This is a genomic window from Granulicella aggregans (assembly GCF_014203275.1).
GTDB lineage: Bacteria > Acidobacteriota > Terriglobia > Terriglobales > Acidobacteriaceae > Edaphobacter.
Genome location: NZ_JACHIP010000002.1, coordinates 538,358 through 554,365 on the forward strand (window position 1 = coordinate 538,358; position 16,008 = coordinate 554,365).

Consider the following 16,008-nt stretch of genomic DNA (forward strand, 5'->3'; position numbering starts at 1 on the left):
GTAGACTCCCCCCATGCCGATCCAGCGTCTTCTCGCCGCGCCAAAACTTCGTTCCTCTAAGAAAGAAATCGTCATCTCAGCCGAAGCGGCGGACGGCACCATCGTCCGTCGCGCAGTGCAGAGACCCCCGCATCTCGCCTTTGCCGTTGTCTTTGCCTTGATAGCTCTAGCAGCCCCGGCCCAGCAAAAGGTCGACGTCACCACCAACCACAACGACCTCGCCCGCACCGGCGCAAACACCCACGAGACCGCCCTCACCCCGGCCAACGTGACCGCGTCCACCTTCGGCCTACTGACAAAGTTCCCGGTAGACGACCAGGTCTACTCCCAGCCCCTCGTCGTCACCGACATCAAGCTCAAAGACTCGAGCTTCGGCACCGGCACCCACGACCTCGTCTTCATCACCACCGTCAACAACAGCGTCTACGCCTTCGACGCCAACGATCCTAAAGCGACAAAGCCCATCTGGCACGTCAACTTCGGCGCTCCCGCCAACCTCTACGACGCCGACTTGGGCTGCCTCGACCTCAACGGCAGCATGGGCATCATCGGCACCCCGGTCATCGACAAGCCGCACAACGCCCTCTACGTAGTCGCCCTCACAAGAGTCGGTGACAAGTTCACCCAGCGCCTCCATGCGCTTGACCTGGCCAGCGGCGCAGACCTCGCAAACAGCCCGGTCACCATCACCGCCCCCGCCTTCGATCCCCTGCTCCAGAATCAGCGCCCGGCGCTGCTGCTCACCAACCACACCGTCTACGTCGGCTACGCCTCGCACTGCGACAAGGAGCCGTACCACGGCTTCCTGCTCGGCTACGACGCCCGCACCCTCCGCCAGACCGCCGTCCTCAACACCTCGCCCAAGGGCGGCCAGGCCAGCATCTGGCAGTCCGGCCAGGCGCCCGCCGTCGATGCCGCCGGCAACATCTACATCGTCACCGGCAACGGAACCTGGAACGGCGTGACCGACTTCAGCGAAAGCTTCATGAAGCTCAGCCCCTCGCTCAAGCTCCTCGACTGGTTCACCCCCACCAACCACCGCGAACTCGACGCGAAGGACAACGACCTAGACTCCTCCGGCGCAACCCTCATCCCCGGTACTAATCTGGTCGTGGGCGGCGGCAAAGAAGGCGTGCTCTACACTCTAGACACGCGCAAGCTCGGCCATCTTGGCGACCAGCACGCCATCCAGCACTTCCAGGCCACCGGCTCGCACCTGCACAGCGTTGTCTTCTGGCAGAGCGCCAAAAACGGCGACCTGCTCTACATCTGGGGCCAGCGCGACAAGGAACGCGTCTACAAGATCACCAACGGCAAGGTAGGCGAAACTCCCATCATCACTCGACCCGAGTCGAACGAAGGTCATCCCGGGGCGATGCTCTCGCTCTCGGCTAACGGTGGTCACGATGGCATTCTCTGGGCCGCCATCCACGCCAGCGGCGACTCCTGGCACGAGACCCGCCCCGGCATCCTCCACGCCTACGACGCCGACGACATCAACCACGAGCTCTGGAACTCCTGGCAGAACCGCGGTCGCGATGACTGCGACGGCTACTCCAAGATGGCCCCGCCCACCGTCGCCAACGGCAAGGTCTTCCTCGCCAGCTTCGGCAAGGAGAACATCGGCACCGGCGGCCTCTGCATCTACGGCCTTTTGCCGGACAGCCAATCTCCTGCTGCACCCACCAACATCTCCCCAGAGATCAAAGGCGGCAGCGTAACCCTGACCTGGCCCGCAGTTTCCGACGCAGTCACCTATACCGTCGCCGCTTCCGACAAGGCCGACGGCTCCTTCCACACCATCGCCACAGGTCTGACCACGGCCATCTACTCCGGCATCCAGGCCCCAATCGGCATGAGCTACTACACCGTCACCTCCAGCAACTCCCACGGCGAAGGCCCACCCTCAAAACCCATCCCAGTAAGAATCGAGAATCCCACCGCCAAAGGCCGCATGCACTAAGGTCTGTTCACGTGCCCAAAGCTCAACACCTTCACTTCTAGCCGGGTGCCCCATTCATGCGGCTTCATCGCATGAGTGGGACATTCGTGCGAAGCATGAACCGCTTTCCTCCCTCCACCAATCCCCGTCATCCTGAGCGGAGGCGCGTGCAGTTTCATCGCACGCGCCGAAGTCGAAGGACCTGCATCGCCATTCCCTCGCCAAAACAGCTCAAACCTTTCAGCCACCACAAACAGAAACGGCCCGGAGTCTCAAACCGAGACCCCGGGCCACTCACATCATTTTCAAAAACTCTTACTTCGCCGAATCCTCAATCTCTTTCCACTCAGCCGCGCTCAACTCCACCTGCCCCGCACCAATATTCTCCTCCAAATGCGCCACCGAAGTAGTCCCCGGAATCGGCAGGATCACCGGCGATTTCTGTAACAGCCACGCCAGCGAGAGTTGCGACACCGTCGCTCCATGCTGCTTCGCCGCCGTATCCAGCTTGCCGCCCGGCTGAGCCAGCTTACCCGCCGCCACCGGATACCAGGGAATGAACGCGATGTTGTTCTTCGTGCAGTACTCCAGCGTATCGTCGTGCTTCCGATCACCAATGTTGTACTGGTTCTGCACGCTGACGATATCGATCACCTTCCGCGCCTGCTCGATCTCATGCGGCTTCACTTCAGACAAGCCCACATGGCGAATCTTCCCAGCCGTCTGCAATTTCTTGATGATGCCGAGCGACTCCTCAACCGGAACCTTCGGGTCGATCCTGTGCAGCTGCCAAAGCTCGATCCGCTCCAGCTTCAGACGCCGCAGGCTCATCTCCACCTGCTGCTGAAGATACTCAGGACGCCCAACCGGCAGCCACTTGTTCGGCCCCTGCCGCGTCAGGCCGCCCTTGGTCGCAATCACTACGCCGTTCGCATACGGTGCCAACGCCTCGCCGATTAGCCGCTCACTCACGTCCGGCCCATAGGCATCCGACGTGTCGATAAAGTTCACGCCCAGCTCCACAGCGCGCTTCAGAACCTTCTTCGCGCCCTCAATGTCCTTGGGCTCGCCCCACACGCCTTCGCCCGTGATGCGCATCGCGCCGAAACCCAACCGGTGTACCGGAAGGTCTCCACCCAGCGAAAACGTTCCACTCGCCGCTGCATTTACGTTGTTCAAAACCGCCGAATTAGCCATGCCCATACGATGCAGCCAAAGATGAGGAGGATTCCCTCTCATTGATCGCCGGACGAGCGGCCATCACTGAACCCTCTCGCGATAAGAGCATCGTCTCACCCTCGGTCAGCACCCGGACCTTGTCCGTAATTCCCAGCCGTGAAGCATCCGCATTCAATCGTTCGACCGGCTCTTCCATGGGTTCACGTCCCAGCCGGAATGTCCCGAAGTGCATCGGAATCATCCACTTCGCACCACACTCCATGAACCCGCGCACCGCCTCTTCAGGCGACGTATGCACCGTCCTGTACGTGTCAGGAAAATACGCCCCAATCGGCAACAACGCCACATCCGGCCGCAGCCGCTCACCCACCTGGCTAAACCCCTCGAAATAAGCTGTGTCACCGGAGTGATACACCGTCTGCCCACCATCCGTCGGCGCGATGAAGTACCCGCCGTACTCCCGGTGCATATCGCGGAACATCCTCGCTCCCCAGTGCTTGCAAGGAGTCATCACGATCTTCAGTCCCAGCGTCTCAATCTCGTTCCACCAACTCATCACGTGCAGCTTCTCGAAGCCCATCCACTGCACGAGATCCTCCACGCCATTCGGCACCACGACTTCCGGTGTCGTTCCCCGCAGCCGCCGCGTAGCCCGGATCACCCGCCGCAGAGACGCCTTATCCAGATGGTCCATGTGCGCATGCGTCAACAGCACCAGATCGATCGGCGGCAAATCCCGCACCATCACCCCCGGCGCGCGTTGCCGCCGCAACACAACCAGCCGTGTAGAAAAGACCGGATCTACCAGGATATTCTTCCCACCCACCTGCAGCAGAAAGGAAGAGTGCCCCAGAAACGTGATCCCCGTCTCTCCGGCCTCAGCGATCTCGGGCAGCCGCGGCTCGCCGGTAATCGGCTGCTCATGGCTCTCACGCACCAGCCGGACAAGCTGCTCCAGCTTCTGTATCTTGAACGGACGCCTGCGGCGCACAGAGACTCTTTTCACCGGCCTGTTCTCCCTGGACATTGGATGCGGACACGCCCACTTCGATCACTCAACTTCCTAACCTTAGCCCATCGGCCCTCTGATTCCGTTAACGGCGCATCTATCTCTGGGCGAAAGGTACCGCACAGATGCCGCACATCGATCCCCCCGATCCGAAACAGGACGCCCCGCGCGCCCAACCCGCCTCGCCGCAAATCATCGACCCCGCCCGACTCGCCGCAGCCCGCCAGCGAACCGTATGGGCCATCGTCTCCGCCTCGCCCATCGGATCGCTCTGGGACCTGCAAGGCACGCCCCTGTTCACCGTCGTCAAGCGCACCGCAAAGTCCTTCCTCGCCGATAACCTCCTCGGCCGCGCTGCTGAACTCGGCTTTTACTTCCTCTTCGCGCTCTTTCCCACATTGGTCAGCGCCAGCTCCCTGCTTGGCCTTGCGGCGCGCTCCGCTTCACACATCTACAGCACCCTCCTCGCTTACCTATCGGTCGTCATCCCACCCTCCGCGATGGGAATCGTCCTCGAGACCTTCAACCAGACCACGGCGGCATCCTCAACCGGAAAAGTCACCTTCGGTCTCGTCGCCGCCATTTGGTCCGCTTCGGTTGGATTCTCCGCCATCCAGGACACCCTGAACCTCGTCTACAAGGTCCCCGAAACCCGCCCTTACTGGAAGGCACGCCTCTCCGCCATCGGCGTCACGACGGCTCTCTCTGTCCTGGTCACCGGACTCCTCGCATCCATGCTCGGCGGAGACATGCTCGCCGCGTTCGCCCACAAGATGATCTACCACCACCCTCTGGCCATCGCCGCCGCCATCCTCAGCCGTCTCGTAGGATGGATCGTAGCCACCGCTCTCCTCGCGATCATCTTCGCCGTCATCTACTTCTTCGCGCCGGACGTGAAGAAGAGCCGCTGGCACTGGCTCTCACCCGGAGCCGCCATCGGCATCGTCGCCTGGCTACTCGCCTCCTTCGCCCTCCGCCTCTATCTCCACTTCTTCAACAACTACTCCGTCACCTACGGCTCACTCGGCGCGGTCATCATCCTGCTCACGTGGTTCTACATCACCGGCGTAGTGCTCCTGCTCGGAGCCGAGGTCAACAGCGAGATCGAAGCCGCCGTCACCGAACGCCGCCTCTGCGGCGGCACACCCCAGACCGCCCCCACCGCCGCCTGATCCCGCCCCTTCGGACCCCCCGCAGAGAATCGTCATCTCGACCGGACTCTGAACCTGTCGAAGGGGAAGTGAGCCACCGCATTTCGCTCACATCGCCACATGTCCGTGCCCCATTCATCGCAGTCTCACCGCGGTGAGTGGGCCGCCACCGCACCATCACGTAAACTAACCCCCAACCAACATGAATCCATACGCCGCAGTCCTGGCCGTCATCAGCATCACTCTTCTCGCCGTCTCGCTAAGCCGCGTCAACAAAACAAAAACCAAGGCCGACTACCTCGTCGCCGGCCGCAGCTTGCCCGCGTTCGTCCTCATCTTCACCCTGCTCTCCTCCTGGATCGGCTCCGGCTCGCTCCTAGGGGGCGCGGAGAACGCCTACAAACACGGCTTCGCCGCCCTCTGGCAGTCCGCCGGGGGCTGGGCCGGACTCATCCTCATCTACTTCATCGCTCCCCGAGCCCGCAAGTTCGCCCAATTCACCATCCCCGACCTCCTCGAAGCCCGCTACAACCAGACCGCCCGCGTCCTCGGCGTCATCGCCATCCTCTTCACCTACACCGCCATCACCAGCTACCAGTTCATCGGCGGCGGCGACATCCTCCACCTCGTCTTTCCCGAGCTCATCACCGCCGACCTCGGCAAGTACATCATCGCCGCCTTCGTCATCGTCTTCACCGCCATCGCCGGCATGTCCTCGGTTGCCTACATGGACGTCGTCATCGGCCTGCTCGCCACCGCCGCCCTGCTCGGCTCGCTGCCCGTCCTCATCCATCTGGCAGGCGGCCTCAGCGGCATCCACAACGCGCTTCCCGCCACCCACTTTCAGGTCCTGGGCGACCTAACACTGGCGCAAGGTCTAGAACTCTTCCTCCCCACCTGCCTGCTCATGCTCGGCAACCAGTCCATGTATCAGAAGTTCTTCTCAGCCAGATCCGAGAAGGACGCAAGCCGTTCCGTCATCGGCTGGTTCATCGGCGCCGTCATCCTTGAGGTCGCCATCGCCGCCATCGCCGTCACCGGCTCCGCCCTCTTCCCCACCGGCGAAGTCCATGCCCACCCCCGCGAGATCCTCGCGTACACCGGCATGAACGCTCTGCCGAAGTGGCTCGGCATCTTCCTCGTCGGAGCCATCTTTGCCAAGATTATCTCCACCGCGAACAACTACCTCTTCTCCCCCGCCACCAACCTCGTCAACGACGTCTTCGTCCGCTACATCGCCCGCGACGCTTCCAACAAACGCATCCTCATCGTCAGCCGCCTCATGGTCGTCCTATTGGGCCTCTGGGCGCTCTACCAGTCGCTTCACACTGAGTCCGTCCTCAAAAAATCTCTCTACGCCTACACCATCTACTCCGCCGCATTAACGCCTGTCATCCTCGCCGCCTTCTTCTGGAAGCGGACCACAGCGACAGCGGCGGTAATCTCCATCGCTCTCGGAACGCTGGTCACCATCACCTGGGACTCCGCCTTCATCCACACCCATCTCCCCGCCATCCTCACCGACCGCGACGCCATCTTTCCCGCACTCCTCACCTCACTTTTTTCGCTCGTCCTCGTCAGTCTCATAACTCCCCCGCCCTCGGCGAGCCAGCTCGCTCCCTTTGCATAGGGTTGAAACTTCACACAGGATATTTACAATCACACTTCTGACCGCGATTCCTCAAACGACAACCGCCAGGCAGGAAGGCGCATCCACCCGAAGCAAGATCAGGAGACGATAGATGACACAAGTTACGGAAAACCTCACCCTCGGCGCGGAAGTTCTCTTCCTCAACCCGGCATCGCTAAACCTCGAAGCCAGCGCCACGCCCTTCCTCTTCGAGCCATCACTCGACACTCTCTTCGCAGCCTCCGTGGATGAGGAGGAGGAAGACGACGAAGATGAGGATGAGGATGACGACGAAGACCTAGACGAAGAGGACGACTTCGACGAAGACGAAGAAGAGGATGACGACGAGGACGAGGATGAAGGCGAACTCGAGTACGACGATGACGACGAGGACGAAGAAGAAGAGGATGAAGACGAGGAATAGCCTTTAGTCTTCCTTCGTAAAGATGCCGGGTGCCCCACATCTCGACTTTGAGATGTGGGAGTCCGCCCTACCCAGAAGCGCTATCCTCCCACCGTAAAGATGCGTCATCTTAACCGAACCCTGAGCTTATCGAATGGGAGTGGAGAGACCACCGCATTTCGCAACTCCCTACCCCACCAGCGGTATCCGCACCTCGGCCACACACCCTCTCCCATCCCCCCGGTTCGTCAAACTCACACTCCCCTTGTGCACGATCAGAATCTGCTGCGCCAGCGCCAGCCCGATCCCCGTGCCCTTCGGCTTCGTCGTATAAAACGGCACAAACAGATTCACAGGATTCAATAGCCCCAACCCATTGTCCGTAATGCGCACCGTCGCCTGGTTCGCATCGACCTCCCACATCACAGCCACCTCCGCTGCGCCACCCTCCTGCTCTGCCGCTTCCAGCGCCGCGTCGACAGCGTTCTGCAGAAGATTGATGAACGCCTGCTGTATCTGGTCGGAGTCAACCCGCAGCTCCACCTCGGGCCCGGTCTCAATCCGCACCGCGATCCTCTGCTCCAGCAACGCAACCCGCTCCATCACCAGCCGCAACGAAACCCACTCCAGCCGCGGCGCAGGCAGGCTCGACAACTGCTGATAAGCCTGCAGAAACCTGTTCAGCGAAGCAGCCCTGTCTTCAATGATCGCCAACCCACGCTGCAGATCGCGATTGAGATTTGGCGCGGCCTCAACGCTCTCCGGCAGCCGTCCCCGCAGACTTCCGGCGATCGACTTGATCGGCGTCAACGAGTTGTTGATCTCATGGCCCAGCACCCGAATCAGCCGCCGCCACGCCAGCCGCTCCTCCTCGCGCAATGCCGCTCCCACATCGGACAACACCAGCAGCACATGCGGAGCCCCACGCAGCCGGAACGTCGCCCGCCGCACCACATATCGCGCAGCATCATTCGACTTCGCCCCCGAGTACTGCCCCTCGTCCCGCACATCGAGCAGCACCCCCAGCCCCAGTTCCTCCGCACTCCTGCCATCGGACGAGGGCCTCGTCAGGCCAAACGCACGATCAGCCGCGACGTTGTGCAGCCGCAACCGGCTCTGCGCATCGAACGCCAACACTGGCGACTGCATCGAGCTCATTACGCGTTCCACCAGCGTCAGCGCCTCCAGCGCCGAAGACCGCTGCGACTGCAACGTCCCCGCCAGCGCATTGATCTCAAGCGCGAGATCGCCCAATGCATCTCCCCGCCGCGCCCCTCGCGCGCGAAACGAAAAGTCATCCTCTCGCAACGCCGCCACCACGTTCGCAAGCGTCTGCATCGGCCGAGTAATCAGCTCCACAAACGAGCTCGATACCAACATCCACACCAGCGCAAACACCACTGCCGCCGAGACCATAGCAAACGCAGAGGCCCCACTCACCTCCATCAGCCAGCCGCCGAGAACCACCGCAGGCAGCGCCAGCGCCGTCATCCACAGAAACAGCCGCCGCTCGAAGCTCAGCCGCTTGCCGGTCTTGCCAAGCGGCACCCTCCGTAGCGGCTTCGAATTGGGAATCATGTCAGAGATGGCGCGCCCGCTACTTCGCTTCCTCAGCTTAGAGTTCGTTCAAGAGTAAATCCCTCCAGCCTGAGCGGAGATTCCTCCGATGAAGCCCGTCATCCTGAGCGAAGGCACTTGCAGCTTTATCGCGAGTGCCGAAGTCGAAGGACTCCGGTTCCGTCCGTACAGCCACAACCGCTCGAACCTTTCTCCCAACCAAGCTCAGGCGCGGCGTCGCTCAGATCCCATACTTCTCAATCCGCCGATACAACGCCCCTCGACTCAACCCCAGAGCATCTGCCGCATGGCTCACATTGCCCTGGCTCCGCGCAAGCGCCTTGCGAATCAGCACCGCCTCCACCTGCTCCAGCGACATCTCATCCAGCCCCTGCGACGCTACCTTGACCGTCTGCAGCCCAAGGTCCGCCAGCTCTATCCGGCTGCTCCGAGCCATCAGCACCGCGCGCTCCATCGTATGATCCAGCTCACGCACGTTGCCCGGCCATCCATAGCTCATCACCATCTGCAGCGCCGCCGGCTCGAACCCCTCCACCGCCCGACGATACCGCGCCGCATAACGCGAAAGAAAATGCGCCGCAAGCGCCGGTATGTCCTCGCGCCGCTCGCGCAGCGGAGGCACATGAATCTCAACCGTATTCAATCGAAAATAAAGGTCGCTGCGAAACGTTCCCGCTTCAGACTCCGCACGCAGGTCCGCATTCGTAGCGGAGATCATCCGTACATCCACCTTTCGTGTAGTCGAAGACCCCACCCGCTCCAGCTCGCCCGTCTCCAGCACCCGCAGCAGCTTCGCCTGCTGACGCAGCGGAATGTTCGCGATCTCATCCAGAAACAGCGTCGACCCGTTCGCCAGCTCGAACCGCCCAATGCGGTCCGTCCGTGCATCCGTAAACGCGCCCTTCACATGCCCGAAGATCTCGCTCTCAAACGTCCCCTCGGGCAATGCTCCGGTGTTCACCGCTACCAGCTGCCGGTGTGCTCGCGGCGACAGCCGATGCAGCGTTTGCGCCACCACTTCTTTGCCCGTGCCATGCTCGCCCGTCACTAGCACGTTCGCGCCCGAAGGCCCAATCCGCGCCAGCAGCTCCACCACCGGCCGCATCGCCGCCGCTGTCGCAATAAACTCCGGCGCGCCTTCCGCCCTGCTCTCTGCGCGCAGGATACGGTTCTCCGCCTCGAGCCACTGTGACCGCTTCTGCGCCGCATACAGCTCAAGCTGCGTCCGAACCACAGTCAACACGCGCGCGTTATCCCAGGGCTTCTGGATGAAATCCCTTGCGCCACGCCGCATCGCCTCCACCGCCAGGTCGATGTTCGCCCACGCCGTCATCACGATGATCGGCAGCTGCGAGTCACGCTCCTGGATCGCCGCAATCAGGTCGAGTCCTTCGCGCCCCGACGTCGTATCCCGCGTATAGTTCAGATCGATCAGCACGCCATCAACCTGCTCATGCGACAACAGCTCCAGCACCGCCGCCGGACTATGCGCGGTCAGCAGCTCGAAGCCCTCAGGCTCCAGCAACAAGCCCAGCGCGTCAAGAATCTGTGGCTGGTCATCGGCCACCAATAGGCGGCATTTACTTATCGAAACTCCGGTCATAAGACCTTTCTAAAGATGTTCTGCCAGACGGGCGCCCTGCGCGGGCAGCGGGCACTTCGTGACTTGTATACCGCTTCGCGTGGCTCGCCAACAGAATTCAAATCCCGACCAACGGTCGGGCCAAGCGAAGCCCAATACATGTCACGAAGTGACCGCCCCGCGCGCAGCGGGCCTTTAGCGCCCTTGCGAACTCCCGGTCCTAGCCGATTCTACCGAAATAGAATTCTCCTCAAGCGTCGTCCCCACCGACCGCGACAGCTCGATCTTCGCCTTCTGATAAGCCGTCCTCGCCGCCAGCAGCGCCGACTCCGCCGTCGCCAGATCCTTCCGGCTCGTCAACGTCTGAAACGCCGACCCCGCACCAAGCTGCTGTTCCTTCGACGTAATCTCAAACGTTTTCTGCGCCAGCTCCCGAGCCTTGTTCGCCGCCACCACTCGAGCCACGCTCTGGTCCAGCGCATACTGCGCGTTGCGCACTTCAATGCGTATCTGCTTCTTCAATTGCTGCTCACGCAGATCCGCCTGCCGCGACTCCAGCTCCGAACGGTACTGGTCCGACTTAGCAATCCTGTTGCGAATCGGAATGTTCATCTGGAACCCAACATAGTAGTCCGGCGAAGAGTTATTAAACGCATTGCTCAGCGCTCCCCCAAACCCCACCGGAGCATTCGAGGCCACACCAGCGCTTGGGTTCCCGATGCCCGCCAATCCAGCCCCGCCATACTGCCCCACCAGCGCCAGTGACGGCAGCAGGTTATTGTTCGCCGCCTTCTTGCTGATGTCGCGATTCTGCAAGTCGATACCCGAGATCGCCACCTCCACGCGATGCGCCAGCGCCTGCCCCACAATGTCCTCCGTGGCAGCGCCTCCCGGTGCCGTTGTCCCATCATCCGTCGAAATATTCACCGGCTTCACCGGCATCGCCTCAAGAATCGGGTCGTCGAGATTCTTCGTCAGCGCATTCTTGATCAGCAACTCCTGGAACTTCAACGTGCTCTTCGCGATGCTCACATCCTGTTCGCGATTGGCCACCTCGGCCTCATCCTTCATCACATCCATCGCCGGAATCGCCTGCAACTCAAGCTGCTTGCGCCCCTTCGTCAGCGTCTCGTTAGCAAAGTCCAGCGACTGCGACTTCACCTGTTCATCCTCATAGGCCGCCACCAGATCCCAGTACATATCCGCGATCTGCGTGACCGTCGTGATCACCTGCAGCTTGAAGGATTCGTCGGAGATCTTCTGGTTGTTCCGCGCAATCCGCAGATACCGCAGATTCGGCCCCAGGCCAAACCCCGCCAGCAACTGCTGCTGAAACGTCAACGTGTACGACGAATCCAGCTCCGGCTTCAGATAGGTAAACGGACTGTTGTTCACATTCCGCTGGTTGGAGAACTGCGCCTGAAACGACGTCCCGGTTGGAAACGCCTCGTAGTATCCGAAGTTCCCGGTAAACGTGATCGACTTCAGCGCCTGCACTCCATACACGGTCGTGTTCGAAAGCGGCTGCGCCACATCGCTGTAGTTGATGTTTCCCGTGATCGCTGGATCGTACGAAGACACCGCCGAACCAGTACCCAGCGTCGACTGCACCAGTCCCGAAGCTCCCGCACCCGCACCGCCCGCGCCGCCCGACGTGCCGCCAGCGCCCGCGCCCGATCCGCCTGATCCAAAGCCTCCGACACCACCGCCCGGCGTATTCTGCACCACGCCGGTATTGACGCCGCGAAACACGCCGCCGGCCTTGGTACGGAGCACGTCAGCCTGCGCGATCGGTATGTTGTACCGCGCAATCGCAAGATCAAGATTGTTCTCGAGCGCCAGCGCAATCGCATCCGTCAGCGAGAGCTCCAGCACGCCGTCATGCACCATCGTATCGATGCGCGCGGAGTTCGCTAGATCTGGCAGCGGCACGCTCGCCGGCCGATACGCATCGATCGGATTGTAAGAATGCGGCACATCCAGCCTCAGCGTCCGATGCGGCGCATTCGCCTGTGTAGTGACCGGAGCATTGACCTGCGCATAGCTCTTCACCGGCACGGCAACAAGTGCCCCCGCGACACCCAGAACCGTCGTCATTCTGAGCGCAGCGAAGAATCCCCGCATTCCGCTCGAAGCGTCCACAACACTCGCTGTATCCGGCCCCAACTGCCCGCCCATTTCAAACTCTCTCATCGTCTCAACCATCTCTAGCCCTTCACTTCCTTGTTGCCCGTGTCCATCGTCAACCAGCCATCCCGCAGCTCGATCGTCCTTGTCCCATAAGTCGCATTCAAGTCCGAGTGAGTCACCTGCACAATCGTCGTGCCCTCGTTGTTGAGTCCGCGAAACAATTCCATAATCTCCGCCGCCTGCGCCGAGTGCAGATTTCCCGTAGGCTCATCCGCCAGCAGCAACGCAGGCTTATGAATCACCGCCCGCGCGATCCCAACAAGCTGCTGCTGCCCGCCCGATAGCTGCGAAGGGAACAAATCCTTCTTGCCCACGATCTGAAACTTGTCCAAGGTATCCGCCACCAACGACTGCCGGTCCGAACGCGAGATGTCCTTGTAAGAGAGCGGCAAGTCGATGTTCTCCGCCACCGTCAGATCATCCAGCAGGTGATAGCTCTGAAACACCATCCCAATCTGCTTCCGCGCCAGGTCTGCCCTCTGCTTGCGATTCATCGCATGGACGGCGAGGTCCTTGAAAAAGAACTCCCCCTTCCACGAGTCATCCAACATCGCCAGGATATTCAGCAGCGAAGACTTACCTGCGCCGCTAGGCCCCATCACCGTAACGAACTCACCTTGCTTGATCGTCAGGTTGATCCGCCGCAGGATGAAGTTCTCCGTGCTACCCGTCTTGTAGCTCCGTTCCAAACTGCTTAGTTCAATCATCTCTTTCCCTTTTCTCCAAAGCCAAATCGCCCTGCAAACCCATGTTTTCTTGCTTAAGGGCACGGCTTCGGCCGTGCCCTTAATATCTCCGTAGCCACGCGGCTTTAGCCGCTGAGGTACGGTCTTCAAATCTTTACTGCGACCGTAGCGTCTCCATCGGATCCAACCTCGAAGCCCGATACGCCGGCACCAGACAAGCAATCACCGACACCCCAAACAACAACGCCGTCATCCCAGCAAACGTCCCCGCATCCACCGCCTTCGTCGCAAACAGAAGCGTAGCCATATACCGAGTCAGCGCAAACGAAGCCCCAAGCCCGACCACCAGCCCGGCAACCGCCAGCGCCATCCCGCGATTCAAGATCAGCGTCAGCACATTCCCGCGCTGCGCTCCCAGCGCAATCCGCAGCCCAAGCTCCATCGTCCTCTGCTCCACCATGTAGCTCAGCACCGCATACAACCCAATCGCAGACAGCGCCAGCGCAATCACCGCAAACCCCGAGATCAGCAGCGTCTGGAACTTCTGCTGCGCTGTACTCCTCGTAAGCAGGTTCGTCCTCACGCCGAACACCGGCAGCGACGGATCAATCTCCGCCACCACCGCTCTTACCGTGTCGACATACTTTACTGGATCGCCCGTCACTCGCAGCGCAAACACCGGCGGCCCCAGCGGCACCTGCTCAAACGGGATGAAGTACTCCGGCTTCGGCTCCTCTGCAAGACTCGTCCGCACCACGTTCCCCACCACGCCAACAACCTCCCGCGACTGCGATTTATCGTCCGACGACAACCCTGAGGCAATCCGCTTACCCAGCGCATCCTCTCCAGGGAAAAACCTGTTCGCAAACGCCTGGTTCACAATCATCGTCGGTGCGCTTCCCTTCCGCGCATCGAGCTCCGAGAATAGCCGTCCCCGTCTCAACGGCATCTGTAGCGACTGAAAGAAGTTCGCCGCCACCACGCTCGCACGCGCTGTCGGGTCCTCGCCCTGCGCGTTCGGTCTTCCATCGATCGTGAAACTGATGCTCATGTCGCCTCCCGCCAGGGGCAGCGGAAAGCCATACGTTGAACTCGCCACTCCGGGCACCTTCGCGAACCGCTCCTGCAAACGCTGCGTCAACTGAAGCAGACGATCGTCCTGAAATCTCTTCGGCGGCATCCCCACGCGAAACGCAATCAAGTGATCCTTGTTGAATCCGGGATCAACAGACATCAGCCGGTCAAAGCTGCGAATCAACAATCCCGCCCCAATCAGCAGCATCAACCCTAGTGCCGTCTCGCCAATCACCAGCAGGCTGTGCAGCCGGTTCTGCCCCCGGCTCGCAGTGCTCGATCTCGTGCTGTCATTCAGCGCCAGCGCCGGATCAAGCCGCGACGACCTCCACGCCGGCAACACCCCAAATAGAATTCCCGTCACCAGCGAAGCCGCCAGCGAGAAGCCAAACACCCTTGCATTCAACGCAAGCTCGTTCAGCCTCGGCAGATCATTCGGTAAAAATTGCGACGCAACCCGCAGCGCTGCCGAAGCCAGCGCCAGCCCGGCTGCGCCGCCGAGGAAGCTTACAGCCAACGACTCCACCAGCAGCTGCCGCACAATCTCCAGTCGCGTCGCTCCCAGCGCCGACCTCAGTGCCAGCTCCGACTTCCGCGCCGCTGTCCGCGTCAACAGAAGCCCAGCGACATTCGCGCACGCAATCAATAGCAGGAAGCACACTGCGCCAAACAAAATCCCCAGCGGCCGATGCACATCCCCCACCAACTCCTCGAGCTGCGGCTTCACGCTCACCGCAGTCTCCAGCTTGTTATCGTCCGGATACTGCGCGGCAAGCGCCAGCTGGATCGTCTGCATCTCCGCACGCGCCTGCGCGATCGACACGCCATCCGCCAGCCGCCCAATGGCGCTCAACTGGTTCCATCCGCGCTGCGTCCCGGAAGCATTCTTCCCCTCCATCGCCTGCGATGGCGTAACCCACACCTTCGCATCCGGAGCGTTCGGGAACTCAAACGACGACGGCATCACCCCAACGACCGTATATGTCTCATCGCTCAACTGGATCGTCTTTCCGATCGCTCCCGCATCGCCATTCAGCGCGCTCTGCCAGAGCCCGTGGCTCACGATCACCGACCGGTTCCCCGCCCGTTCCTCATCCCGCGCGAACTCGCGCCCCAGCGCCGGCCCCACGCCCAACACGCGAAAGAACTCCGCCGACACCGCCATCCCATCGATACGCTGTGCCTGCCCATTGCTGGAGCTGAGCGTGAAGCTCTGCCCCTGCCAGGATGCCATCGACCTAAAGCTCTTCGCCTTATCGCGCCAGTCGAAGAAGTTTGGATACGATACATCGTTCGGCATCACCGCGCCTTCACCACTGGTCTGCCGCAGCGAGTCCAACGCCACGATCCGCTCCGGCCGAGGGAAGTTCAGCGGTCGCAGCAGCACTGCATCCACCAGCGAGAACACAGCCGTAGCCGCCCCTATCCCAAGTGCCAGCGTCAAAGTGGCCATCAACGTAAACCCGAGGCTCTTGCGAAGCTGCCGGAAGGCGAATCGAACATCCTGCATCACTGTAAACATTTGTAACTCCAAAAGTGCCAAATCTCTCAACCAATAAACTCCGGGTGCCCCATCCATCGCGC

General features: G+C 61.2%; 11 protein-coding genes. 4 read left to right on the forward strand and 7 right to left on the reverse strand.

Annotated elements, in window-relative coordinates; genetic code table 11:
* Positions 1 to 13: 13 nt before the first annotated feature.
* Complete coding sequence (locus HDF16_RS07650) at positions 14 to 1,963, forward strand: fibronectin type III domain-containing protein (protein ID WP_184215144.1); 1,950 nt, start codon at positions 14 to 16, stop codon at positions 1,961 to 1,963.
* A 294-nt stretch (positions 1,964 to 2,257) separates the two neighbouring features.
* Here HDF16_RS07650 and HDF16_RS07655 read toward each other — a convergent pair whose 3' ends face one another.
* Positions 2,258 to 3,139, reverse strand: a complete 882-nt coding sequence (locus HDF16_RS07655) for an aldo/keto reductase (RefSeq protein WP_184215146.1) — start codon at positions 3,137 to 3,139, stop codon at positions 2,258 to 2,260.
* A complete protein-coding gene (locus HDF16_RS07660; protein ID WP_348641269.1) occupies positions 3,132 to 4,127 on the reverse strand; it encodes an MBL fold metallo-hydrolase in 996 nt (331 codons plus the stop codon). Before HDF16_RS07660 ends, HDF16_RS07655 begins: the two co-directional genes overlap by 8 nt.
* A gap of 128 nt (positions 4,128 to 4,255) precedes the next feature.
* On the opposite strand from HDF16_RS07660, the gene HDF16_RS07665 reads away from it, so the two are divergent.
* The 3 genes from HDF16_RS07665 to HDF16_RS07675 all read left to right on the forward strand — a co-directional run bounded on the left by HDF16_RS07665 (position 4,256) and on the right by HDF16_RS07675 (position 7,335).
* The gene (locus HDF16_RS07665) at positions 4,256 to 5,302 is read left to right on the forward strand and encodes a YihY/virulence factor BrkB family protein (RefSeq protein ID WP_184215151.1); all 1,047 of its coding nucleotides are present in this window, start codon (positions 4,256 to 4,258) and stop codon (positions 5,300 to 5,302) included.
* Between the two features lie 181 nt (positions 5,303 to 5,483).
* Positions 5,484 to 6,911 carry a sodium:solute symporter family protein gene (locus HDF16_RS07670; protein ID WP_184215154.1) on the forward strand — a complete coding sequence of 476 codons (1,428 nt, stop codon included), beginning with the start codon at positions 5,484 to 5,486 and terminating at the stop codon, positions 6,909 to 6,911.
* 112 nt (positions 6,912 to 7,023) lie between these two features.
* Positions 7,024 to 7,335: a hypothetical protein gene (locus tag HDF16_RS07675; RefSeq protein ID WP_184215157.1), complete on the forward strand. Its 312-nt coding sequence runs from the start codon at positions 7,024 to 7,026 to the stop codon at positions 7,333 to 7,335.
* A gap of 168 nt (positions 7,336 to 7,503) precedes the next feature.
* On the opposite strand, the gene HDF16_RS07680 is transcribed toward HDF16_RS07675, so the two are convergent.
* From HDF16_RS07680 to HDF16_RS07700, 5 genes are all read right to left on the reverse strand, one after another.
* A complete protein-coding gene (locus HDF16_RS07680; protein ID WP_246408849.1) occupies positions 7,504 to 8,892 on the reverse strand; it encodes a sensor histidine kinase in 1,389 nt (462 codons plus the stop codon).
* A 220-nt stretch (positions 8,893 to 9,112) separates the two neighbouring features.
* Positions 9,113 to 10,495: a sigma-54-dependent transcriptional regulator gene (locus tag HDF16_RS07685; RefSeq protein WP_184215160.1), complete on the reverse strand. Its 1,383-nt coding sequence runs from the start codon at positions 10,493 to 10,495 to the stop codon at positions 9,113 to 9,115.
* 174 nt (positions 10,496 to 10,669) lie between these two features.
* A complete protein-coding gene (locus HDF16_RS07690; RefSeq protein WP_246408851.1) occupies positions 10,670 to 12,667 on the reverse strand; it encodes a TolC family protein in 1,998 nt (665 codons plus the stop codon).
* Between the two features lie 14 nt (positions 12,668 to 12,681).
* Positions 12,682 to 13,371, reverse strand: coding sequence for an ABC transporter ATP-binding protein (locus HDF16_RS07695; RefSeq protein WP_184215164.1), 690 nt, complete (start codon positions 13,369 to 13,371; stop codon positions 12,682 to 12,684).
* 133 nt (positions 13,372 to 13,504) lie between these two features.
* A complete protein-coding gene (locus HDF16_RS07700) occupies positions 13,505 to 15,946 on the reverse strand; it encodes an ABC transporter permease (RefSeq protein ID WP_184215167.1) in 2,442 nt (813 codons plus the stop codon).
* Between the last annotated feature and the right edge of the window lie 62 nt (positions 15,947 to 16,008).

What these genes read in the sequence shown, in the direction of transcription:
- HDF16_RS07650 (WP_184215144.1), top strand. Translation starts at nt 14, where the DNA reads ATGCCGATCCAGCGTCTTCTCGCCGCGCCAAAACTTCGTTCCTCTAAG.
- HDF16_RS07655 (WP_184215146.1), bottom strand. Translation starts at nt 3,139, where the DNA reads ATGGCTAATTCGGCGGTTTTGAACAACGTAAATGCAGCGGCGAGTGGA.
- HDF16_RS07665 (WP_184215151.1), top strand. Translation starts at nt 4,256, where the DNA reads ATGCCGCACATCGATCCCCCCGATCCGAAACAGGACGCCCCGCGCGCC.
- HDF16_RS07670 (WP_184215154.1), top strand. Translation starts at nt 5,484, where the DNA reads ATGAATCCATACGCCGCAGTCCTGGCCGTCATCAGCATCACTCTTCTC.
- HDF16_RS07675 (WP_184215157.1), top strand. Translation starts at nt 7,024, where the DNA reads ATGACACAAGTTACGGAAAACCTCACCCTCGGCGCGGAAGTTCTCTTC.
- HDF16_RS07680 (WP_246408849.1), bottom strand. Translation starts at nt 8,892, where the DNA reads ATGATTCCCAATTCGAAGCCGCTACGGAGGGTGCCGCTTGGCAAGACC.
- HDF16_RS07685 (WP_184215160.1), bottom strand. Translation starts at nt 10,495, where the DNA reads ATGACCGGAGTTTCGATAAGTAAATGCCGCCTATTGGTGGCCGATGAC.
- HDF16_RS07690 (WP_246408851.1), bottom strand. Translation starts at nt 12,667, where the DNA reads ATGAGAGAGTTTGAAATGGGCGGGCAGTTGGGGCCGGATACAGCGAGT.
- HDF16_RS07695 (WP_184215164.1), bottom strand. Translation starts at nt 13,371, where the DNA reads ATGATTGAACTAAGCAGTTTGGAACGGAGCTACAAGACGGGTAGCACG.
- HDF16_RS07700 (WP_184215167.1), bottom strand. Translation starts at nt 15,946, where the DNA reads ATGTTTACAGTGATGCAGGATGTTCGATTCGCCTTCCGGCAGCTTCGC.